23 protein-coding genes are annotated in these 21,700 nt (G+C 41.4%); 18 read left to right on the top strand and 5 right to left on the bottom strand.

Going from position 1 to position 21,700, the window contains the following annotated elements; genetic code table 11:
- Positions 1-78: 78 nt before the first annotated feature.
- From metA to QL984_RS01910, 8 genes are all read left to right on the top strand, one after another.
- Complete coding sequence (gene metA, locus QL984_RS01875) at positions 79-1,026, top strand: homoserine O-succinyltransferase (RefSeq protein WP_016899385.1); 948 nt, start codon at positions 79-81, stop codon at positions 1,024-1,026.
- Positions 1,016-2,086, top strand: a complete 1,071-nt coding sequence (locus QL984_RS01880; protein ID WP_016899386.1) for a homocysteine S-methyltransferase family protein — start codon at positions 1,016-1,018, stop codon at positions 2,084-2,086. The genes metA and QL984_RS01880 overlap by 11 nt, the downstream gene beginning before the upstream one ends.
- A gap of 10 nt (positions 2,087-2,096) precedes the next feature.
- The gene (metH, locus tag QL984_RS01885; RefSeq protein WP_096038279.1) at positions 2,097-4,727 is read left to right on the top strand and encodes a methionine synthase; all 2,631 of its coding nucleotides are present in this window, start codon (positions 2,097-2,099) and stop codon (positions 4,725-4,727) included.
- Between the two features lie 236 nt (positions 4,728-4,963).
- On the top strand, positions 4,964-5,830 hold the full coding sequence (locus QL984_RS01890; RefSeq protein WP_013464370.1) for a hypothetical protein: 867 nt from the start codon (positions 4,964-4,966) through the stop codon (positions 5,828-5,830).
- 54 nt (positions 5,831-5,884) lie between these two features.
- Positions 5,885-6,652 carry a hypothetical protein gene (locus QL984_RS01895; RefSeq protein WP_096038280.1) on the top strand — a complete coding sequence of 256 codons (768 nt, stop codon included), beginning with the start codon at positions 5,885-5,887 and terminating at the stop codon, positions 6,650-6,652.
- A gap of 71 nt (positions 6,653-6,723) precedes the next feature.
- The gene (locus tag QL984_RS01900) at positions 6,724-7,419 is read left to right on the top strand and encodes an aspartate/glutamate racemase family protein (protein WP_013464372.1); all 696 of its coding nucleotides are present in this window, start codon (positions 6,724-6,726) and stop codon (positions 7,417-7,419) included.
- Between the two features lie 281 nt (positions 7,420-7,700).
- Positions 7,701-8,231, top strand: coding sequence for a DUF6795 domain-containing protein (locus QL984_RS01905; RefSeq protein ID WP_013464373.1), 531 nt, complete (start codon positions 7,701-7,703; stop codon positions 8,229-8,231).
- 32 nt (positions 8,232-8,263) lie between these two features.
- Positions 8,264-9,412: a lipase family protein gene (locus tag QL984_RS01910; protein ID WP_013464374.1), complete on the top strand. Its 1,149-nt coding sequence runs from the start codon at positions 8,264-8,266 to the stop codon at positions 9,410-9,412.
- A 71-nt stretch (positions 9,413-9,483) separates the two neighbouring features.
- Here QL984_RS01910 and QL984_RS01915 read toward each other — a convergent pair whose 3' ends face one another.
- From QL984_RS01915 to flgA, 5 genes are all read right to left on the bottom strand, one after another.
- The gene (locus QL984_RS01915; RefSeq protein WP_010391132.1) at positions 9,484-9,681 is read right to left on the bottom strand and encodes a CsbD family protein; all 198 of its coding nucleotides are present in this window, start codon (positions 9,679-9,681) and stop codon (positions 9,484-9,486) included.
- 336 nt (positions 9,682-10,017) lie between these two features.
- Positions 10,018-11,535: a DUF3360 family protein gene (locus QL984_RS01920; protein WP_013464375.1), complete on the bottom strand. Its 1,518-nt coding sequence runs from the start codon at positions 11,533-11,535 to the stop codon at positions 10,018-10,020.
- A 507-nt stretch (positions 11,536-12,042) separates the two neighbouring features.
- Positions 12,043-12,465 carry a flagellar export chaperone FlgN gene (gene flgN / locus QL984_RS01925; RefSeq protein ID WP_013464376.1) on the bottom strand — a complete coding sequence of 141 codons (423 nt, stop codon included), beginning with the start codon at positions 12,463-12,465 and terminating at the stop codon, positions 12,043-12,045.
- Positions 12,462-12,752 carry a flagellar biosynthesis anti-sigma factor FlgM gene (gene flgM, locus QL984_RS01930; protein ID WP_096038281.1) on the bottom strand — a complete coding sequence of 97 codons (291 nt, stop codon included), beginning with the start codon at positions 12,750-12,752 and terminating at the stop codon, positions 12,462-12,464. Before flgM ends, flgN begins: the two co-directional genes overlap by 4 nt.
- Positions 12,753-12,845: 93 nt before the next feature.
- Complete coding sequence (flgA, locus tag QL984_RS01935; protein ID WP_013464378.1) at positions 12,846-13,607, bottom strand: flagellar basal body P-ring formation chaperone FlgA; 762 nt, start codon at positions 13,605-13,607, stop codon at positions 12,846-12,848.
- 59 nt (positions 13,608-13,666) lie between these two features.
- Here flgA and flgB point away from each other — a divergent pair, with 59 nt between their 5' ends.
- From flgB to flgK, 10 genes are read left to right on the top strand one after another with little or no spacing between them, the layout of a single operon-like run.
- Entirely contained in the window at positions 13,667-14,086 is a 420-nt protein-coding gene (gene flgB, locus QL984_RS01940) for a flagellar basal body rod protein FlgB (protein ID WP_081745136.1), read from the top strand.
- A complete protein-coding gene (flgC, locus tag QL984_RS01945) occupies positions 14,086-14,502 on the top strand; it encodes a flagellar basal body rod protein FlgC (protein ID WP_010391144.1) in 417 nt (138 codons plus the stop codon). Before flgB ends, flgC begins: the two co-directional genes overlap by 1 nt.
- A 4-nt stretch (positions 14,503-14,506) precedes the next feature.
- Positions 14,507-15,160: a flagellar hook capping FlgD N-terminal domain-containing protein gene (locus QL984_RS01950; RefSeq protein WP_013464380.1), complete on the top strand. Its 654-nt coding sequence runs from the start codon at positions 14,507-14,509 to the stop codon at positions 15,158-15,160.
- Positions 15,161-15,178: 18 nt separating this feature from the next.
- Positions 15,179-16,507, top strand: a complete 1,329-nt coding sequence (locus QL984_RS01955; protein WP_013464381.1) for a flagellar hook-basal body complex protein — start codon at positions 15,179-15,181, stop codon at positions 16,505-16,507.
- Between the two features lie 11 nt (positions 16,508-16,518).
- Positions 16,519-17,250 (top strand): flagellar basal body rod protein FlgF, encoded by a 732-nt coding sequence (flgF, locus tag QL984_RS01960; RefSeq protein WP_013464382.1) that lies wholly within the window; start codon positions 16,519-16,521, stop codon positions 17,248-17,250.
- A gap of 14 nt (positions 17,251-17,264) precedes the next feature.
- Complete coding sequence (gene flgG, locus QL984_RS01965) at positions 17,265-18,050, top strand: flagellar basal-body rod protein FlgG (protein ID WP_010391154.1); 786 nt, start codon at positions 17,265-17,267, stop codon at positions 18,048-18,050.
- Between the two features lie 2 nt (positions 18,051-18,052).
- On the top strand, positions 18,053-18,775 hold the full coding sequence (locus tag QL984_RS01970; protein WP_013464383.1) for a flagellar basal body L-ring protein FlgH: 723 nt from the start codon (positions 18,053-18,055) through the stop codon (positions 18,773-18,775).
- 18 nt (positions 18,776-18,793) lie between these two features.
- Positions 18,794-19,903 carry a flagellar basal body P-ring protein FlgI gene (locus tag QL984_RS01975; protein ID WP_013464384.1) on the top strand — a complete coding sequence of 370 codons (1,110 nt, stop codon included), beginning with the start codon at positions 18,794-18,796 and terminating at the stop codon, positions 19,901-19,903.
- Between the two features lie 11 nt (positions 19,904-19,914).
- On the top strand, positions 19,915-20,376 hold the full coding sequence (locus tag QL984_RS01980) for a rod-binding protein (protein ID WP_013464385.1): 462 nt from the start codon (positions 19,915-19,917) through the stop codon (positions 20,374-20,376).
- A 6-nt stretch (positions 20,377-20,382) separates the two neighbouring features.
- On the top strand, positions 20,383-21,690 hold the full coding sequence (gene flgK / locus QL984_RS01985) for a flagellar hook-associated protein FlgK (RefSeq protein ID WP_010391163.1): 1,308 nt from the start codon (positions 20,383-20,385) through the stop codon (positions 21,688-21,690).
- The last annotated feature ends 10 nt before the right edge of the window (positions 21,691-21,700 follow it).

Below are 21,700 nucleotides of genomic sequence, written 5' to 3' on the forward strand. Positions count from 1 at the left end.
TAGAGGTTGATATTTTTCACATTCTGTTCATAATGAGAGCGTATTAATTCTCGGTTTTTATGAGCAGGAGCTTTAAGAATGCCAATTACAGTAGAAGACGAATTGCCAGCTATTGCACGTTTACGTCATGAAAACGTGTTTGTAATGCCAAAAACACGTGCAAAAACGCAAGAAATACGCCCTATGCGTTTGGCTATTCTTAATCTTATGCCTAATAAAGTAGAAACCGAAGTACAGTTTATTCGCTTGTTGGCTAATTCTCCGCTGCAAGTAAATGTAGAGCTACTGCGCCTAGACACGCACCGTAGCAGTAGTAACTCAGAGCAACACTTAGATACCTTTTATCGTTATTTCTCAGAAGTGAAAGACAACAACTATGATGCACTATTAATTACCGGTGCGCCGCTCGCACATTTAGAGTATGAAGAGGTGGCGTATTGGGAAGAATTCAAAGTGATTATTGATTGGGCCGAGCAGCATGTAACCTCTACCTTGTTTTCTTGCTGGGCTGCCCACGCGGCTTTATATCACCGTTATAATTTAAAGCGCGATTTAAAAGAAAATAAACTGTGTGGGGTGTTTACCCATCAATGCTACTTTGCCCATGGTGCACTTACCCGCGGCTTTGACGATACCTTTTTAGTGCCGCACTCACGCTATGGCCACATAGATATAAATAAAATAAACGCCTGTGAAGAGCTGGTGGTATTAGCGGGCTCTGAACGAGTCGGGGCTTATTTACTTAAAAATAAATCGGGCAGCCAAGTGTTTATTACCGGCCACCCAGAATACGATGCCGACAGTTTAAAAGCCGAATATGAGCGCGATTTACAAAAAAGCCCTGATGCGCCAAAGCCCGAAAACTATTTTCCTGATGACGATGCCAGCAAGCAACCATCTAAAACATGGCAAAGCCACGCGTTTTTGCTGTTTTCAAACTGGTTAAATTATTACGTTTACCAAACCACACCCTATGATATTAACTTAGTTAGCCAAGACGTAAGGACTAACAACTATGCCGAATAATCCTCAAAACAATAAGCATCAAGAGCTGAGCGCTGCGCTCAAACAGCGCATTTTAATTTTAGATGGTGCAATGGGAACCATGATCCAAGCGCATAAGCTTGAAGAGCAAGACTACCGTGGTGAACGTTTTAAAGATTGGCACGTGCTTATTAAAGGCAACAACGATTTATTAAGCCTAACCAAGCCAGAAATTATTACTGATATACACCGCAGCTTTTTAGCCGCTGGTGCCGATATTATCGAAACTAACACCTTTAACTCTACCACCATTTCGATGGAAGATTACGACATGGCGAGCATAAGCCGTGAAGTCAATTTAGAGTCGGCTAAGTTAGCCCGCGCTTCATGTGATGAATTTAGCGCCAAAACCCCAGAAAAACCGCGCTATGTAGCCGGTGTGTTAGGGCCAACGTCTAAAACCTGTTCGTTATCGCCGGATGTAAACGACCCCGGCTATCGTAATATCACCTTTGATAAGTTAGTGACTGCGTATGTTGAGTCAACCCTTGCGCTTATGGAGGGCGGTGTAGATATTATTTTAATCGAAACCATATTCGACACGCTTAATGCAAAAGCCGCCTCGTTCGCAGTAGAAGAAGCGTTTGAACAAGCAGGGCGCACATTGCCAGTGATGATTTCAGGTACTATTACCGATGCCTCAGGCCGTACGCTTTCAGGGCAAACAACCGAAGCATTTTATAACTCTATTCGCCATATTAAGCCGCTTTCAATCGGCTTAAATTGCGCCCTTGGGCCAGATTTACTGCGCCAATACGTTGAAGAGCTATCGCGTGTGTGCGAAACCTTTGTCTCTGTTCACCCTAACGCGGGCTTACCTAATGAGTTTGGAGAATACGACTTAGAAGCAGACGACATGGCAAAAGAGATCATAGATTGGGGTAAATCGGGCTTTATTAATATTGTTGGCGGTTGCTGCGGCACTACGCCTGCGCACATTCGTGCCTTTGCCAAAGGGCTTGAAGGCACAGCACCACGAAAATTACCTGAGCTTGAAGTGCGTATGCGTTTATCAGGCCTAGAAGCCTGTAACTTAAATTAAGGAGCCGCCAATGACCCAACAAATTGCAGTATTTACCAATGTCGGCGAGCGTACTAACGTAACTGGCTCGGCGATGTTTAAACGTTTGATCATGGAAGAAGACTACGAGACCGCCCTTAATGTGGCCCGCGAACAAGTAGAAAATGGCGCACAGGTTATTGATATCAACATGGACGAAGCCATGCTGGACTCAAAAGCGGCCATGGTTAAGTTTTTAAACTTAATTGCCTCAGAGCCTGATATTTCTAAAGTACCTATAATGGTCGACTCCTCTAAATGGGAAGTAATAGAAGAAGGCCTAAAGTGTATTCAAGGCAAGGCCATTGTTAATTCCATTTCACTAAAAGAGGGTGAAGAGCCGTTTATTCGCCAAGCTAAAATTATAAAACGCTTTGGCGCCGCCGCTGTTGTGATGGCATTTGATACCGACGGCCAAGCCGATACTGCAGATAGAAAATACGAAATATGCGAACGTAGTTACAGAATATTAGTCGACGAAATTGGCTTTCCGCCAGAAGACATTATATTCGATCCCAATATATTTGCCGTTGCCACCGGCATAGAAGAGCACGACAACTACGCCGTAGAATTTATTGAAGGCACCCGCCGTATTAAGCAAAACTTACCGCACTGTAAAGTGTCGGGTGGGGTATCAAACGTATCGTTTTCGTTTAGAGGTAATAACCCAGTACGTGAAGCGATTCACTCGGTGTTTTTATACCATGCTATAAAAGCGGGTATGGATATGGGCATAGTAAACGCAGGGCAGCTTGCGGTTTACGACGACATCCCCGAGGAACTTCGTAAAGCCGTAGAAGATGTAATTCTTAACACCGACTCAGGTGCGGGCGAGCGCCTTGTTGAACTTGCGCCTAAATATTCAGGCATGGCACAAGCTGAGCGGGTAGAAGATTTAGAATGGCGCACTTGGCCTGTAGAGAAGCGCTTGGAGCATGCCCTTGTAAAAGGCATAACCACCTTTATAGATGAAGATACAGAAGAGTGCCGTGCTGGCGCCGATAAACCTATTCACGTCATTGAAGGGCCACTCATGGATGGCATGAACGTGGTTGGGGATTTATTTGGTGCCGGTAAAATGTTTTTACCCCAAGTGGTTAAATCGGCTCGTGTGATGAAGCGAGCCGTAGCCTACCTTGACCCATTCATTGAAGCCGAAAAAGAAGAAGGCGCCACCAACGGTAAAATTGTTATGGCTACCGTAAAAGGTGACGTGCATGACATAGGTAAAAACATCGTAGGCGTAGTACTACAATGTAATAACTACGAAGTAATCGACCTTGGGGTAATGGTACCAGCAGATAAAATACTGCAAACCGCCATTGACGAAAAAGCCGATATTATAGGCCTTTCAGGTTTAATTACCCCATCGCTTGATGAAATGGTACACGTAGCCAAAGAAATGAAACGCCGAGGCTTTGAGCTACCGCTCATGATTGGTGGGGCAACCACCTCAAAAGCGCATACCGCAGTAAAAATAGAGCCGCAGTACGACAAAGGCGTGGTGTATGTAAATAACGCCAGCCGCGCTGTGGGTGTAGTGTCTAACTTACTTTCTAAAGAGCATAAAGCAGAATTTTTAGCTAAAACCACCGCCGAGTACGACAAAGTACGCGAACAACAAGCACGCAAAAAGCCGCGCTCAAAACCAGTTACCATACAGCGCGCCCGCGATAATGCTGCAAAGCTCGATTGGGATAACTACACACCACCCGTGCCGAAAAAGCTGGGCGTGACCGAGTTTAAAAATGTATCAATCGCGACTCTACGCAAATACATAGACTGGACGCCGTACTTTATGACCTGGTCAATCGCCGGTAAATATCCGCGCATAATGACCGACGAAGTAGTGGGTGAACAAGCACAAAGCTTGTTTAAAGACGCCAACGACATGCTCGATGAGCTTGAAAAGTCAGGCACTTTGCAGCCATTGGGTGTAATTGGTTTATTCCCTGCAAACCGTGTGGGCGATGATATAGAAATTTACACCGACGAAACGCGAAAAGAGCTATTAACTACCTCATGCCATTTACGTCAGCAAACCGAAAAAACCGACTTTGCTAACTACTGCCTAGCCGATTACATTGCGCCAAAAGGCACACCCGATTACTTTGGTGCGTTTGCGGTAACAGGCGGTTTAGAAGAGGACGACCTCGCCAATGCGTTCGATGCCAAGCAAGACGACTATAATAAAATAATGGTAAAAGCCGTAGCCGACAGACTCGCTGAGGCGTTTGCCGAATACTTGCACGAACAAGTGCGTAAAGAGTATTGGGGTTATGCACCGGATGAAAACCTGGGTAACGATGAGCTAATCCGCGAAAACTACCAAGGTATTCGCCCAGCACCGGGTTACCCAGCGTGCCCAGAGCACACTGAGAAAAAGAAAATTTGGCAGTTACTCGATACTGAAAAACGCATTGGTATGCAGCTCACCAGCTCGTACGCCATGTGGCCAGGTGCTGCGGTGTCGGGTTGGTACTTTTCACACCCACAAGCAAAATACTACGCCGTAGCGGCAGTACAACGTGACCAAGTGGAAGACTACGCCAAGCGAACAAATATGACGCTCGCAGAAGCCGAAAGGTGGTTATCGCCTAACTTGGGGTATGAGCCGGAGTAAAGCGAAGTGGTTAAATAGCGAAGCGGTCAGCTATCAGTTAAAACAAAAACGAGCCAAGTTAGGCTCGTTTTTTATTTTTGTATCTTTTTATCGCAATAAATATCGATAACTCAATTGTTTACATAATAGGCATTAGATGTGACTATTGAATGAATTGAACGTGTAGTCTAGGTATTAATTTTTTGGACTAAGCATAAAGAATACTAAGTTTTAGTTACTCTAATTAAGGAATTATAATGCAGACAATTACGGAAGATCAGCTATCTCTTGAATATTACGGTGCAGCAGTTGAAAAAGGGCAGCTAAAAGCGAAAGATGTTGCTCGCTATATTTTAGCACTAGATGAATTTATGAACGTGATTACAACAGAAGCTTATGGTAAAGATGCATCGCTATGTATGGATGTCTCAGGTTTTAGAGGGCAATCATTTGATATTGATTTTTTACTACAGGTGGTAGGTTTATCCTCTGGAGCATTATTTTGTACTAGCTCCCCCAAAGACCTTATTACTCTGGCTACTGACTCAATTAAATTATGTATTCATTTAGCTGGCAATCAACCGAAGCAGTGCACACCAGATAGTAATGCGAATACAGTTAATATCGAAAACTCTAATGGTCATACTCAGGTATTTCATATTCAAACGCTAAACGTTCTTTCTGATCCAAAAGCTGCTAATTCGTTAGATACATTTATTAGGGAGCCTTTGGTTAAAGGATTAAGCGAAGTAAAGTTAAAATCTTCAAAGTTTGATATCCAAACTAAAGCTTCGGCTAATGATGCTGAATTTTTTAAACCTCTTGATTTCGATTTACCAATTTCAAAAAATACAATTACTACAGGTTTAACGATTGAATCTCCATCCTTTAAAGATGGAAATAAGTGGAAATTATTTGATGGACAGTCCAGTTTTTATGCAGAAATTACTGATAGAGAGTTTATTGATACTGTTGATAAGGGAGAGAGGTTTGGAAAAGGGGATCTATTAATAGTTGAAATGGAAATAATTCAGACTAAAACACCGCAAGGTTTGAAGATCGAAAAACTTATTACGAAAGTTACCGATCATAAAGAAGCGCCTCAACAGAAAGGTATGTTTTAAGATTTTAGGTCAAAGTATTAGCACATAACGAAAGTCAAAATTGAAGGTTTTTTAATGAAGTATCTAAATTACATATTGCTTTGCCTATCCCTATTTTTCACATCGAACACATTTGCGCTTGAGCAAAAGTATCACGAGAGTGTTTTACCTGTTATTACTGCTTTTAAAATGCATGATAAAACTGCGATTGCTGCGCATATTCGCTACCCTCTAAAAAGGCAATATCCATTGCCCGACATTAAAAATGAAGTTGAGTTTATTACCCGCTTTGATGAAGTGTTTGACGAAGAACTTGTTGGCGTTATTGCCAGTTCAAATATTGATACTGATTGGGATAAAGTGGGTTGGCGCGGCATTATGCTCAATAACGGCATAGTGTGGGTAGACAAAGACGGCAAAATTATTTCTGTGAATACACAAAATGCCACTGAGCAAGTGCGTGTTGAAAAGCTAATTTCTCAAGATAAACAATCACTCCATTCAAGTATTAAAACCTTTCAAAAACCAATACTCGATTGGGACACAGCAAAATACCGAGTTCGTGTTGATGATTTAGGCGATGGAAACTTCCGTTATGCGTCGTGGAGCATTGATAAAAGCCCAAGCGATAAGCCTGATATCGTTTTAATTAATGGTGATATTACCTTTGAAGGTAGTGGCGGCAATCATCACTATACGTTTAAAAACGGACGTTACAGTTACGTATTGCAAGTAACTGTAATTGGTTGTGATACCTCACCACCAGGTTGGCTTGAAGTATATAAAGACGATAAGTTGTTATTGTCTGACGCTGTGATAAGTGCAGTTAATAAAGCTAATTAAGTTTCTAGTGAAGAGCGGCTATTTTTAACTTACTGTGAAACGTAAACTGCGATCGAGAGAGGGAACTAGCTATGAAAACAATCGGCATGCTCGGAGGTATGAGTTGGGAGTCAACAGCCAGCTATTACAAAGTTTTAAACGAAGGCGTTAAAAACTCATTGGGTGGACTACATAGTGCCAAAATTTGTATGGTGAGCGTCGATTTTGCAAAAATTGAAGCGCTACAGCATCAAGGTGATTGGCAACAAACAGCTAAGTTACTCACCAAGGCAGCTAAATCTGTAGAGGCTGGTGGTGCCGAGTTTTTACTTATTTGTACCAACACTATGCATAAAGTGGCCGATGAGATTGCCAGTAATATTACTATTCCTATTTTGCATATTGCCGATGCCACCGCTGAGCAACTAAAGCACGATAACATTACGCGAGTAGGGTTGTTGGGAACGCAATTTACAATGGAGCAAAACTTTTACAAAGAGCGTTTAACTAATAAGCATAACATTGAGGTATTAATACCTGAGCCTAATGAGCGAAAGCGAGTGCACGAGGTTATTTATTCGCAGTTATGCCAAGGGATTATTGATGACGATTCGCGAGCTGATTATATACGCATTATAGAGCGATTATTTGCACAAGGCGCGCAGGCCATCATTTTAGGCTGTACTGAAATCGCCTTGTTGGTAAAGTCACAACATACGCAGGTTCCGCTTTACGACACCACCAAAATACATGCCGAGGCAGCAGTGAAGTTAGCACTGGCAAAATAGTTAAGCTTGAGATAACAAAAAAACCGCCAATTGGCGGTTTTTTATTAGCAAGTAAAGCTGTTAACACGCTTATATTAATGACCTTTCTCAAAGTCATTTACTTCGCGCTCGGCTTAACTTCCTTTAACCTATACATCTGAAGCTTTAATTATTGTATTTTATATAGGCTTGTTTATCATATGAGGTCTATTTACAAAGGCATGTGAATATTTAAGCTTATAGGGAATCATGTAGCAACCCTCCACAAAATGTTCACGGCCTATTTTTAAGGCTTCTTGTTTATGTCATTTTTAACGACACTTAAAAAGTTTGGTAATCATATTGGTGCTTACAAAGTGCACTTGTGCCCTGAGGTGAAAGGCCAAGTTAGTGAAAAGGGCAAGCCTTTATCTAATGTGAGAATAGACAGAGTATTAAATTTTTCTGATGGCAAATGTGCTGAAGATTTCACTTACACCGATAAGAACGGAAGTTTCTTACTACCTGAAATTAATATCCGTTCTAATCAACCAGCAGTCCCACTTGCTGAGATTTTTACTTCTCAAGCTATTTATTTATCCTACAATCATGAAGAATATTGCCTTTGGGGTTCCAGATTGTCAGGCGCTAAATACCGAGAGGAATATGCAAAAAAATTAAGGCAATTAATAGCCGATACCACTGATGAAAAGGTTCTTTTTAAATTTGAGAATAAAAAAACTGAAGGCTATAAATTTGAAGCTTTAAGTATCTGTCGTTGGTCTGATGATTTTGAAGTAGTGGAAAAAAATGCTTATTTTGACCTTTCAGAAATTGAAACGGATGAAAATTAATAAAACAAAACCTAAATTATAAGGAAATATTGATGAATGTTTTAAGCCCTGCAATAGCTGCTAACTTTGCTGCTATCTCATACGAAAGCCTTGATAAAAGAGGCTTAAGAGCTAATCCATATTTTGAAAGGATTAGCTCTTTATTTTCATTCGAATCAGAATCTATAAAAGGTGTAAGTGGTTCTATTCTTGAGCGAGTTTTTAATCACTCGACCAATTTTGGCTGTATTGCAAAAGGTAAGAAGGGTGCATATGAAGATGATTATGTTTTAGCTTTACGTGGCACGGCAAAAATACGTGATGTTGTTACTGACTTACATTGTGGTTTAAGTACTTGTAGTAATAATCAACCTGTACATGCAGGCTTCAACCATACATTTAACTCTTTCAAAAATCAGTTAGAGCTGTATTTTAAACAAAGCACTAAGAAAAAATTAAACATTCATGTTGTAGGTCATAGTTTAGGTGGTGCTTTAGCAAACTTAGCTGCTAACTGGTTAAAGCAACGTTTTGGAGCGAATGTAAAATTATATACTTTTGGTGCGCCGCGAGTTGGTTATAATAGTTTTGCAGTAAAAACTGAGTCCGCAACAGATAATAGCATTTATCGTTGTGTACATGCAGCCGACCCAGTTCCTTTAGTGCCTGTGTGGCCATTTATGCATACGGAGCAAGAATATATTTTACACGGTGCTGCCACTATTACTCCAAAAGCACATAGTATGACTAAGGATACGCCAGGATATTTGCATACAGCTAGCAACTTCAAAAGTTATTCTGCTATTAACAAGGGAATGGAAAAACGAATTCAAGAAGAGGTAAGGCTTGATTATGATAGACGACTCGAATGTAGCCGCACCTCTAAATGGGCTCGGAAAATTGGTGCAGCTTTAATTACTCATTTACGTGAGACTGGTAAATTATATGCGATACAAAATCATTTTTCGAACGCTCTCACAGTATACGATCAGATAGCTAAAGCATTAGCTGATAGCATTGATTTTTCTAAAAATTGTACTAAAGATGTAAAAGGGATTTTAGGGCATATGCTGACATTTTGTGGCTATCCATTTCAGGTGATTTCTTTTACTTACGCTTCTATTAGGCATATTTTGCAATTAATGCTTAAAAATATTTTTGCACTTGCTGGCGAAGCGCTAGCATTAGCAAAACCTTCCTAGAATTAAGGTATACAAAAAACCGCCAATTGGCGGTTTTTTATTAGCAAGTAAAGCTGTTAACACGCTTTATTTTAATGGCCTTTCTCAAAGTCATTTACTTCGCGCTCGGCTTCCTCTTTCGATTTACCGTATTTTTGCTGAATTTTACCAACAAGCTCGGTACGGCTACCTTCAATTTTATCTAAATCATCGTTGGTAAGATCGCCCCATTTTTGCTGCGCTTTACCTTTAAGTTCTTTCCAGTTTCCTTCGATACGATCGCTATTCATAATTAGCTCCTTATTAAGAGTGATGATTTTTCATTTTAAAAGCGTTACTAATAAAATGATTTTTAACGTTCACTTATAAAGTTGCAAAGGCTATACCAGAAAATAAAACTTTTAATTTCATTTATATATCAACTGCTTATGGTTTTTTGATGCGTAAAGTCTTTTAGCTGGTGGCGAGCTTTATAAAAATTCTGCAGGGTGGCTTGTAATTATTGCAGGGACTGTGACTTCAGGGGCTGTTACTTCAAGGGGGATTATTGCAAGTACACTGTGCTGGTTTTTATAAGTACAAAAAAAGCGAGCTATTAAAGCTCGCTTTGGTGTTTAATAAAGGAATTAATGTCTAAAGCTTGGCATTAGCGCAGGAATGCCTGGCAGCATACCTACCAGTGCCATTACACCGGTTAATAACACAAACATAATAAGTGGGATGATCCAGCGGCTCATTCGTGATAAATCAGCACTTCTTTCTTTACAGCCAATAAGGCCCAAGTTATCCAAAAGCATAGTCAGTGACCAACCAAATGCAGGGTTTACTAAGCTTGAGGCAAACACCACAATAGCTGCCGACTGCGTGGTTTTACCTTCACGGGTCATTTCCATACCCGCTTCAAGTAGTGGAATAAACACCCCTACAATTAAGGCAACACATAATACTGGCTGCCAAATAGCTAAGTCCATTGGATAGCCCCAAACACCCGCGATAATACAAAATAACGCAGTTAAAATAGCGCCTGCAGGAATAGGGCGTTTTGCAATAGCAGCAGGAACAATGTAAGTGCCCCAAGATGATGCAAAGTTAGCACCGCCTAATAGCGAGCCAAAGGTTTGTCTTGTTGATGCGCTAAGCATGGTATCGTCAATATTCATTTGTACTTTTTCAGTACGCTCTGGGTAACTAATTTTTTGAAATACTTGATGGCCTAAAAAGTCAGGCGACCACATAGCAACCGCTAAAACTGCAAAAGGAAGTACAACTACAAAGCTTTCAGCGGTTGGTAAACCAAGCATCCAACCAGTGTTTTCCCCCCACCAGTACATAGGGTTCATGTTTGGTAAGCCTGGAGCTGTATGAAACTCAAACGGTGCGCCCAATGCAAAAGCAGTAAAACCACCAATTAAACAGCTCAGTGGCACGGCTAACCAGCGTTTTTTGTAATGCTCCAATAAAGCATAAAGTAAAATTGTGGCTAAGATTACGATAAAAGCAATATGGGTCATTTGAATTTCTTCAGCCCATGCAAACAGCTTTTTAACTTGTGAAATGGTACCCACAAAGCCTAAATAGAGGAGTAGGCCACCACACACCCCTTTACTGGTGAGCTTGGCCATGAGGCTGCCGCCTTTACTAAATGCTAATATCAATCCAAAGGCACCTATGAGTAAACCAAAGGCCATAGGGTGTCCGCCTGCGGCAACTACAATAGGAATTAATGGAATGAGTGGGCCATGAGTACCCGCTAAGTTAGCGGTCGGTAAAATAAAGCCCGAAAATAGTAAAATAAATAGCGAAACAATTAAAAGTTCGTAGCGTACGTTTTCAAGTACAAAGCCATCACTTAAACCCAAAGGGCCTGCAAACGTGGCAGCAATGGCTGCAACCATGACTACTTTCCCTATAGTAGCGGCCATCGCAGGAATGGTGTCTTCAAATTCAAAGCGATAATCTCTAAATGGTAAATTTGGACGCCAGCGTTTTGGCTGCATAATTTGCAGTTCGTGCTCTAGGTAAGCGTCGCGGCTTTCAAACTCAGAGCTGGGCTTATGAAGATTTTCATAGCTATCGGACACGGTTTGAGTATCCGCTCCTGGTATAGCATCAGATGAATTATCATCTAGCGGCTTGGTGGTCATGACTTCTCCTGCAACTTAGTTGCTAACTCAAAATAAAAATACAGCTTTTACAAAGCAAATGAACATTGAGTGCGCAGGGTAAAACAGCTTGCTACAGATTGTAATTAGGCAAAAGGTCGTGCATAGCCCAGTTTAACGCTTTGTAAGTGTTAACAAAAATGGCAAAGGGATGTGTTGTAACTGGCTTGTTAAATCTAAAAGATATTTAAATTCAATGTCTTATGTTTTTGTTTTTACAGTGTGATCTTGCCATGCAGAATAGCAAAAAGGTCATAAAATCAGCAGGTTCAGCAGCAATCATTCTTTAGTCTAATAAAGGTGGCGTTAGCCGCTATTTGCTTATTATAAATACAATTAGCCGCAAAGTTGCACAAAAGCTAACAATACTAAGCTTTAACGGAACGACTATTTTTGGACTCAAGATAGGATTTTGAAAGGTAATAATAGGAGTAAAGTAAAAATATGGCGTAAAGTGACTAAACAAGAAAAAGCCTTTATGTAACGTATTTATAAAGGCATTTCTGGGTACGCTTGTTTGTTTTCACCGCCAGTTAAACGCTGTAACAACCGACGTTGGCTTGACAGTAATTGCCCTGAGCGTTCATTCATTATTTTGCAGGTTTTGGTTTTTAGCTCAAGTTGGTGTAATAATTTTGTGGTGAGCGAGTTTATATCAGCAGGCAGCAACGCGGTTAATTGTGCTAAGCCTTCTTTGCCACCTTGCAGGCCTAAACTCACCAAAAAGCCATCGCGCTGGTTATGCGATTCATTTAAGCTTTCTAAAAAGCCAAGCATTTTTTTATTGTGTGTTTCTAGCTGCACATTACGTTGGCTTAGCAATTCGTATTGCGTTTCAAGTAATTCAATTAATGCGTCTAGCTTAGTAATGTCTTGTTGCAGACTTACAATATACTCTTTTACAGTTTTCATTTTTTATGAAGTTCAACCATAGCGTTAACGGTTTCATCAATATTAATTTTAAATTCACCACTGGCAATTGCCGCTTTCATTTGGGCTACTTTATCCATATCAACGTCTGGCTTTGCAGCTAAATCTTGAAATGTTGAGTCTATTGATTTACTTAATGCACTCACTGAATTTACTTGCTCTTGTTTAGCCGCTACAGTTTGTTGCTCTGGTTTTGCATCCAGTGATGAACGCTGGTTTGTTTTTTGACTTTGCTCAACCGCAGTGGTCGTTATTGCGCTTATATTCATTGTTTGTTACCTAATTCGTTTATCGAATTTATATTGCTTAGTTTATATCAGCGACCAAGTACAAGCATTACTTAACTTTTATTTCGACATTTTTTAAAACGCCGCCTCTGCCACACCTTGCGCAATTACTCTGCCTTGAACAACTTTTTTTGATGATAAATTTTTTACATTAATAACCTCACCAAGTTGACCATCTTCAAGGGCAATAGCTTTAACATTAGCTGAGAAAGTTGCGGTCGTTATTTGCAGTGAAATATGCTCATTTTTATTGATTAAATACTGCTTTTCTAGGTACCGGTTGGAGATCACCGTGCCTTTATCAATCTCGCGTTTAACGGTGAATCCAACGAGCTGGTCAATACCTGTTTCGCCTTGATGGCGGTGCTTGCCTAAATCCACGCTTTTATATTCTAAGTCTTGCTTATTAAGCACTTTACCTCGGTTTAAAGTGTGCTTAGCAGCTACTAGGTTTATCCACACACTTACTTTGGCGCTGGCTCTAAAGCGCCAAGCAGGCGATGGGCAAGATACAGAAACACTTACTCTGCCTGCGGGTGGCGTGTGACTTTGTGAGCGAGTGATTTGCAATTCATCACAGCTTAAATTTTCGCTGCCTTTAGGAATAAATAATTCTATATCTTGTCGCTGACTTTGCGAATTAACCGAGCGCAAATAGCTCTTAATTTCACTGTGCAAAAACTGCTGAATTTCTTTATCAAAATTAATGGGGGTGGCCATAGCATGAGCTGGCAGTAGTCCAATAGTTAAAAGCAAGCGGAAAAACCAACGCTTCCCTTGGGGAAGTTTAGCTTCCGTATGTTGGGCTGTTTTTTGCTCTTTTTTTATATAAGTCATTGAAAAAATATACTTTTAAAAGTTGGCATAAAGGTTGTTATACACAAGGTAGAAAGTGTATGCGAAGCGCGAAAGCATACAAGAAACAAAAATTAGAGGCAACAATGGAACTATTTGATAAAGCGTTAGGTGTTCACCCTTTTTCAATGAAATTAAGGTTAGACAGAGCAGAAATCATTGCCAGTAACTTGGCTAATGTTGACACGCCAGGGTTTAAATCTCGAGATGTAGATTACCGTCAAATTATGCAAAGTGTTTCATCCAGTTTTTCGCAAAACAGAGATGTTGATTTTGCTGGCGTACAAACAGATGAACTTAAATATCGCGTTCCTTATCAACCATCAAGTGATGGTAATACTGTTGAGTTAAATATTGAGCAAGCAAAATTTGCTAGCAACAGTATGGATTTTCAAACCAGTTTGACCTTTTTAAATATGAAAATAAATGGCTTACATAAAGTTATTTCAGGGAAATCATAATGTCTTTTAATTCAATTTATGACGCTAGCGGCAGCGCCATGCGCGCTCAAGTTATTCGCCTCGATACCATTGCATCTAACTTAGCGAATGCCGATACCGCAGCCGGTTCAGAAGCCGACGCTTACAAGGCACTTAAACCGGTATTTTCTGCTTTGTACAAACAAACTCAAGACAGCCAATCAATTTCAGCCTCGGTTGATGTACTAGGGATCACTGAGTCAAACCGAGCGGTAGAGCAGCGCTACGAGCCAAACAACCCAATAGCTAACAACGATGGTTATGTATTTTACTCCAACGTAAATGCACTCGAAGAAATGGCAGACATGATGTCTGCAAGTCGCAGCTATCAAACATCTGTTGAAGTAATGGGGCGTGTAAATAGCATGCAGCAAAGCATTCTTAAGTTAGGGCAATAATATTATGCAAGTTAATTCAGCCGTTCCAAGCGCTGCAGACGCCACAAAAAACACCACGAATATTGCCGGTAATAGTTCTGCAGATGAAATGTCGACCATGTTTTTAGAGTTACTCGTTGCGCAAATTAGTAATCAAAATCCATTACAACCTATGGACGGCACTCAGTATGTAAGCCAGCTTGCAGAGTTTTCGAATGTTGAGTCGTTACAAAGCATTCGCCAAAACACCGCCGATGGCTTGGATTATGTCAGCAGCTTAGCGGTGCTTGAAGCCACTAATATGGTTGGTCAAACGGTTGATGTGCAAGCAAGCAGTATTGCCCTTGAGCAAGATGGCAGTGTCTCAGGCATGGTTAATTTAGGTGAAGCCGCAGACTCTGTCACTGTACAACTTTATAACCAAGATGGTGAGTTAGTTGAAGAAAAACAACTGCCTTATTCAGGAGTCGGTTCGCTGCGTTTTGAATTTGAAAACCAAGAAGCCGGTGCGTATGCAGTCAGAGCGTATGCCACTACAGCCGAGGTGCCAAAGCAGCTTGATACTTGGTTAAGCGGTGAGGTTGAGCGTGTTTCTGTAGGTAAGTCGTTAGAAGATATTTTATTGCAAGTCGATGGTTTGGGTAATTTTGGTATCACTGAAATTAATCAAGTGGCATAAATAAGAGGAATAAATAATATGTCTATGTTCAATATAGGATTAAGTGGTCTTAAAAGTACCCAAGCAGGATTAGAAGTAACCAGTAATAATATTGCTAACTCGGGTACTGCTGGTTATAAAAATAACACTGCAGAATTTGCCGCGGTTTATAACGGTAGCCAACGCGGTGGTGTAAAAGTTGCCAATGTTAAAGAAGATTTTGTTACCGGTGGTGAAATTGTGCGCACTGGTAATGCGCTGGATATTGCTATTGATGGCCAAGGGTTTTTTGCCATATCAGAAAACGGCCGAACGGCTTACACCCAAGCTGGCCAGTTTCAGTTAGATAACGACTTAAATGTTGTTAATGCCAACGGCGGCAAACTGCAAGGCTTTGGCGTGTCTCAAGTTGATGGTGGTGATCCGACAATTGTACCGGGTGTATTAACCGATTTAAAAATTGAAGCCTCAAACATAGAAGCGCAAGCTAGTACAAACATTAATTTTAACGGTAACTTAAGTTCTTCTAGCGACGTGATTGCTTATCCAACAGCTCCTGCGGTATTTGATCCTAAAGATGGTAGCCAATATAACTTTTCTCAATCTACCGAAGTGTTCGACTCATTAGGTAATAGCCATGTGATGACCCAGTACTTTAACCATACGGGTAGTAACGAATGGCAAGCGATGTTTTTCTTAGATGGTAAACCCCTTACTCAAGGTCAGCTCTCAGCGCTTGGTGCTACGACAGGTACTCAAGCTATTGATGATGGTGCGGGTGGTTCAATTAACGCCGGTACCATTACACTTAACTTTGATACCGATGGCCAAATGGTGCCGTTTTCAGGCGATTTAACGGCGGTTGATTTAGAAGTGCCTATTACTTCAACACCAGGTAATGCAGAAATAACCAGTGGTGCTGCAGCATTAAATATCGCACTTAAATTCGATGGCACTACGCAGTTTGGTTCAAGTTTCAGTGTTAACGAAAATGATGCCAACGGCTATACCTCAGGAGCGTTCTCTGGTGTGAAAGTTGAAGACGATGGCCGTGTATTTGCGACATTTACTAACGGTGAATCTAAATTACAAGGCCAAGTTGTACTTGCCTCGTTTGCGAACGTTGATGGTTTAGAGCAAGGCAGCAATACCGTGTGGTATCAAACTGAAGAGTCTGGCTCTGCACTCTACGGCGAGCCAGAAAGTGGCTCTTTGGGTAAATTGCTATCGGGTTCATTTATGGGCTCAAATGTTGATATTAGTGAGCAGCTGGTTGGCTTAATGTCATTTCAACAAAATTACCAAGCCAATGCTAAAACCATCAGCAGCGCTGATGAAATGATGCAAATTTTATTTAGTAACACCTAAGGAAGCTGAGCGTGGAAAAGTTAATTTATACCGCCGTCTCGGGTGCTGAACTTAATAATACCGCCTTACGTGTTGCTGCAAATAACCTAGCAAATGTTAGTACGGTGGGCTTTAAAGCCGACTTAGAGCAAGCGCAATCAATGATGGTACAAGGCGAGGGGTTTCGTACTCGTTACCACGCGCAACTAACGCCAGTAACTACTGATTTATCGTCAGGGCCAATCATGGACACTGGCCGTAACCTTGATATAGCGCTGAGCAATGGCGGTTATTTAGAAGTGATGGATGACAATGGCGAACCGGCTTATACCCGCGCGGGTAATTTAGTGGTTGATGCCGATGGCTTTGTTACTGTTAATGGCCGACGTGTGCAAGGTGACGGTGGCGATATTCAACTTCCTGAGTTTGGTGATATTGAAATTGGCTCAAACGGCATGATTAACCTAACCCCCATTGGTGGCGGTGTAATTGCAGAAGATGCGCAAATTAAATTAGCCAGCACCGATGCAAATTTAATTAAAGGTGCTGATGGCTTACTCAGAGCTAACGATTTACAGCCTCTTGAGGCCGACGAAACAATCACAGTAAGAACTGGTGCTTTAGAAGGCTCTAATGTGAATGCCGTGGCTGAAATGATCAAAACCATGAATATCAGTCGCCAATTTGAAATGAACGTAAAAATGATGAAGTCTGCTGACGAATTAGCGACCAGCGGTAATAAGCTCATCAGTGGACGTGGATAAACAGGAAGCCAAACATGAATTCAGCATTATGGGTGAGTAAAACTGGTCTTGCAGCGCAAGATTTAAGAATGACAACAATATCTAATAACCTCGCGAACGTGAGCACTGCCGGTTTTAAAAAAGACAGAGCGGTATTTGAAGACTTATTTTACCAAGTACAAAAACAACCTGGCGCGCAGGTAGATGAGCTTAATCAGCTGCCATCTGGGATTCAGGTGGGAACCGGTGTGCGTATTAACGGCACGCAAAAGCAATTTACTGAAGGCAGTTTTGAAACAACCAGTAATCAGTTAGATGTGGCCATTGCTGGGCAAGGTTTCTTTCAAATTGAAAGCCCTGACGGCGAGTTATTATTTACCCGTAACGGTCAGTTTCAGCTTAACTCTGAGTCATTACTGGTAAACAGCAACGGCTTACCATTGGCACAAAATATTGCGCTGCCAGAGGGCACCACTAAAGTGAGTATTGGCACCGATGGCACCGTTACTGCGGTAGTGGGTAAAGATGCGCAAGCGGTAGAGTTAGGTCAAATGTTAACGGTTAACTTTGCAAACCCTGCAGGCTTACAAAGTTTAGGTGGCAACTTGTACCGCGAAACAGCGGCATCCGGTGAACCTGTTGAGGGTATCCCTGGCGAAGATGCTTTTGGGGGCTTACAACAATTTACTATTGAAGGCTCAAACGTGAGCGTCGTTGATGAAATGGTGAGCATGATTGCCGTACAGCGCGCTTACGAGATGAACGCTAAAGTAGTCTCTGCGGCAGATGAAATGCTGCGCTTTATAAACCAAAACGTATGATTATGATGAATAAGTTAACATTATTTTTGCTGCTTTTAGGTGTTGCTGGTTGCAGCAACACTCCATCAAAAACCCAAATGGTGGAATGTGAAGTGGTGTATGGGGAAGTGAAATGCCCACAAAATACCACTCAAAAATCAGTTCAAGACTATGAAATAAGCCAAGATGCCTATGCACAGGGTTTGAATCAGCAAGATGGTAGCTTATTTCAAGATAACTATATGTTTTCTTTGTATGCAGATAAACGTGCTTACCGGGTTGGCGATATTTTAACTGTGGTGCTTAACGAGCGTACGCAATCGAGTAAAAGTGCCGATTCGAGTTTAGATAAAAGTACCGACTTGGATGTTTCGGTGCCAGTAGCTGGTGCACTCAATGTAGCTGATTTTAATTTGGGTATAGGCTCGAGTGCTAAGTTTGACGGTGAAAGCAGTGCCAGCCAGCAAAACTTCCTCAGTGGCGCTATTACTGTACGGGTTAATCATGTTTTATCTAATGGGTCGCTGGTTATTAAAGGGCGTAAGCAAATTAAGCTCAACCAAGGTGATGAATACATTGAAATTGAAGGGTTGGTTCGCCCAGGCGATATTGATGTAAGTAACCGTGTTTCGTCGCTTCGTATTGCAGAGGCACAAATAAGTTATACCGGCAAAGGCACTTTGGCAGATGCGAATCGCCCAGGTTGGTTTACCACTTTATTTACCCGATTCTTAAATCCGTTTTAAGGGATTACTGAGGTTTTAATGAAATATTTACTATTAATGCTAGTGTGCTTTTTTAGCCTATTAGCGCCTGCAACTGTAGCCGCCAAAGCACGTCCATTACTAGATATTGTTGATGTGCTAGGTGTGCGAGAAAACCAACTGGTAGGTTACGGACTAGTGGTAGGTTTACCGGGGTCGGGTGATAAAGCCCAAGTGAAATTTGCCGGCCAATCATTAAGTAATATGCTAAAGCAATTTGGTGTCTCTGTAGATGAAGAACGATTACCAAAATCAAAAAATATAGCGGCTGTTGCGGTACATGCTACGTTGCCGCCAATGGGAAGCCCAGGCCAAGCCATTGATGTAACTGTGAACTCATTAGGCGATGCAAAAAGCTTACATGGTGGTAGCTTAATGTTGACCCCGTTAAAAGGGGTTGATGGCAAAGTGTATGCGCTAGCACAAGGTAACTTAGTGGTAGGGGGTATTAATGCCAGTGGTAAAAGTGGCTCCTCGGTGACTGTCAATGTGCCTACTTCGGGGCTTATTCCCAATGGCGCCATCATTGAGCGCAGTGTTACGGCTATGTATGAAAGCCAAAGCGATGTGATTCTTAATTTAAAAGATCCAAATTATCAAACTGCTCGCAATGTCGTGCGCGCAATAAACAAAGTATTTGGACCCGATGTGGCCACTGCTGAAAATTGGGCGCGTTTAGTGGTCAGTGCGCCAAGCGATGCCAATAGTCGCAACACGTTTATGTCGATGCTACAAGACATTAGTGTAGAGCAAGGCTCTGAGCGTCCTAAAATCGTATTTAATAGTCGCACCGGTACTGTCGTAATGAACGATACTGTACGGGTGAATCAGGCGGCTGTTAATCATGGCAATTTAACCATTACCATTAGCGAACAAGAGCAAGTGTCGCAACCTGGGCCGTTTTCAAATGGCCAAACCACAGCTACACAATCAAGTGATATCACGGTAGATCAACAACAAAGAAATATGCTGCTGTGGCCTGAAGGCACCTCATTAGATGAGATAGTAAAAGCGGTAAATGCACTTGGCGCAACGCCAGCCGAGTTAATGTCGATACTAATTGCACTAGATAATGCTGGGGCTCTAGAAGCCGAGCTATTAGTTATTTAAAGGAAATAGCCATGAAAATAGAGTCATCAACCCAATTATCTCAGTCATTAGCGATAGACCCCACTCACCTAGAAAATATTACCGGCAACAGTGAAGCAGGCGTAAAGCAAGCGGCAGAGCAGTTTGAAGCGATTTTTTTACAACTCGTGTTAAAAAGCATGGACAGCACCACCAAAACTATGGCCGGTGACAATGGTTTTTTTAATAGTAACGAGCAAGCCCAATTTAGAGACATGCATAACGCCCAAACTGCGCAGCACTTGGCCTCAACTCATCAATTGGGTTTAGCCGAAGCGATTATTAAGCAGTTTGATGAGAAAATTACCCCGATAGAAAATACATTTAAGAATAGCCAAACCTTGGTCGCTAATGATCATCATAAAGATGCTGAAAATGTTGAACCCACCAAAAGCTATGATATTTATGCAGGGTCGGCGTTTGTTCAGCCATTGAATGCTAATACGATTAGGTAGTTAATTATGTCTATGTTAAATAACGCGTTAAGCGGCCTCAATGCTGCAAATATTGCGCTGACTGTGTCAGGGCAAAATGTCGCGAATGCAGCCGTTGAGGGTTATTCGCGTCAGCAAGCTCAATTTAAAACCTCTAATGTATATTTAGGCGGGGTTGAGGTGGCGTCTGTTGATCGGGTTGTTGACGCCTTTTTAAATGACGATATTTGGCGCACTAATTCTGATACCACTTATTATGAAAACAAACAGTCATATCTAGGTTTTATTGAGCAAATCATTGGTACCGACTCGTTAAACTTAAATAACTCCCTTGCAAGCCTAACAGATGCACTCAATGCTGCAGCAACCAAGCCTGATTCACAGGCTTTCAGGCAACAATTTTTATCCTCTGCAGAGGGCTTTATGCAAGATATTGCGCAAATTAATGGCGCTTTGGCAGGACAAGCAACAAAGTTAAATGCACAAATGAGTAATGTGGCGCTTAATGTGTCTTCTATTACTAAGCAAATAGCCGAAATTAACAGTAGCATTGGATTAGCAACAGCAAACAAGCAATCAACCGCAGAGTTAAAAGATAATCGAGAACGCCTAGTAAACCAGTTATCAGGGCATATTGGCGTATCTATTGTTGAGCGAGATAATGGCTTTATTGATATTAGTACCTTAAGTGGTGCCCCGCTGGTGGTAGGGAGTAAAGCGGCATCAATCTCAGTAAATGGAACAACAGTAACGAGTAACTTTATTGGTCAAGAATTCACCCTTGATAAAAACGTTGGTGGTCAATTTGGTGGCTTAATAAGCGTTGATAACGATGTAATAAAACCAACCCTTGCAACCTTAAATAGCTTAGTTGCCGACCTTGCCGATGATATGAATGGCGCATTACAAAGTGGTTTTGATTTAAATAACGACCCCGGTGAAGCACTGTTTACATACAATCCATTAAACCCATTAGGGACGATTGAGATTAACCCTGCGATCACCACTGATAAACTTGGCTTTAAAGACAGTAGTACCTCAGGACCTGGTGATAACTCTAATATTGCTAATATTGTTGCTTCAATGGCAGGAAAAGGCGATAAGTTTACGTTATTAGTAGGAGATCTTGCTATTACTAGTAAGCAAAACTTAAATAGCATTACCACCGCTACTAATTTAAGTGAAAACGCCATTGCTGCGCGCGATAGCTACAGCGGGGTGAACCTTGATGAAGAGGCGGCAAACTTAATGCATTTTCAACAAATGTACAGTGCCAATGCCAAAGTAATTAGCACGGCAGATCAAATGTTTAAATCTTTACTGCAAATGTTTTAAAAGGGCAATG

This window comes from Pseudoalteromonas sp. APC 3495 (genome assembly GCF_030407645.1).
Classification (GTDB): domain Bacteria; phylum Pseudomonadota; class Gammaproteobacteria; order Enterobacterales; family Alteromonadaceae; genus Pseudoalteromonas; species Pseudoalteromonas tetraodonis.

Excerpts from the sequence above, each read along its gene's own strand:
- metA (WP_016899385.1), top strand. The coding sequence starts at position 79 with ATGCCAATTACAGTAGAAGACGAATTGCCAGCTATTGCACGTTTACGT.
- QL984_RS01880 (WP_016899386.1), top strand. The coding sequence starts at position 1,016 with ATGCCGAATAATCCTCAAAACAATAAGCATCAAGAGCTGAGCGCTGCG.
- metH (WP_096038279.1), top strand. The coding sequence starts at position 2,097 with ATGACCCAACAAATTGCAGTATTTACCAATGTCGGCGAGCGTACTAAC.
- QL984_RS01890 (WP_013464370.1), top strand. The coding sequence starts at position 4,964 with ATGCAGACAATTACGGAAGATCAGCTATCTCTTGAATATTACGGTGCA.
- QL984_RS01895 (WP_096038280.1), top strand. The coding sequence starts at position 5,885 with ATGAAGTATCTAAATTACATATTGCTTTGCCTATCCCTATTTTTCACA.
- QL984_RS01900 (WP_013464372.1), top strand. The coding sequence starts at position 6,724 with ATGAAAACAATCGGCATGCTCGGAGGTATGAGTTGGGAGTCAACAGCC.
- QL984_RS01905 (WP_013464373.1), top strand. The coding sequence starts at position 7,701 with ATGTCATTTTTAACGACACTTAAAAAGTTTGGTAATCATATTGGTGCT.
- QL984_RS01910 (WP_013464374.1), top strand. The coding sequence starts at position 8,264 with ATGAATGTTTTAAGCCCTGCAATAGCTGCTAACTTTGCTGCTATCTCA.
- QL984_RS01915 (WP_010391132.1), bottom strand. The coding sequence starts at position 9,681 with ATGAATAGCGATCGTATCGAAGGAAACTGGAAAGAACTTAAAGGTAAA.
- QL984_RS01920 (WP_013464375.1), bottom strand. The coding sequence starts at position 11,535 with ATGACCACCAAGCCGCTAGATGATAATTCATCTGATGCTATACCAGGA.
- flgN (WP_013464376.1), bottom strand. The coding sequence starts at position 12,465 with ATGAAAACTGTAAAAGAGTATATTGTAAGTCTGCAACAAGACATTACT.
- flgM (WP_096038281.1), bottom strand. The coding sequence starts at position 12,752 with ATGAATATAAGCGCAATAACGACCACTGCGGTTGAGCAAAGTCAAAAA.
- flgA (WP_013464378.1), bottom strand. The coding sequence starts at position 13,607 with ATGACTTATATAAAAAAAGAGCAAAAAACAGCCCAACATACGGAAGCT.
- flgB (WP_081745136.1), top strand. The coding sequence starts at position 13,667 with ATGCGAAGCGCGAAAGCATACAAGAAACAAAAATTAGAGGCAACAATG.
- flgC (WP_010391144.1), top strand. The coding sequence starts at position 14,086 with ATGTCTTTTAATTCAATTTATGACGCTAGCGGCAGCGCCATGCGCGCT.
- QL984_RS01950 (WP_013464380.1), top strand. The coding sequence starts at position 14,507 with ATGCAAGTTAATTCAGCCGTTCCAAGCGCTGCAGACGCCACAAAAAAC.
- QL984_RS01955 (WP_013464381.1), top strand. The coding sequence starts at position 15,179 with ATGTCTATGTTCAATATAGGATTAAGTGGTCTTAAAAGTACCCAAGCA.
- flgG (WP_010391154.1), top strand. The coding sequence starts at position 17,265 with ATGAATTCAGCATTATGGGTGAGTAAAACTGGTCTTGCAGCGCAAGAT.
- QL984_RS01970 (WP_013464383.1), top strand. The coding sequence starts at position 18,053 with ATGATGAATAAGTTAACATTATTTTTGCTGCTTTTAGGTGTTGCTGGT.
- QL984_RS01975 (WP_013464384.1), top strand. The coding sequence starts at position 18,794 with ATGAAATATTTACTATTAATGCTAGTGTGCTTTTTTAGCCTATTAGCG.
- QL984_RS01980 (WP_013464385.1), top strand. The coding sequence starts at position 19,915 with ATGAAAATAGAGTCATCAACCCAATTATCTCAGTCATTAGCGATAGAC.
- flgK (WP_010391163.1), top strand. The coding sequence starts at position 20,383 with ATGTCTATGTTAAATAACGCGTTAAGCGGCCTCAATGCTGCAAATATT.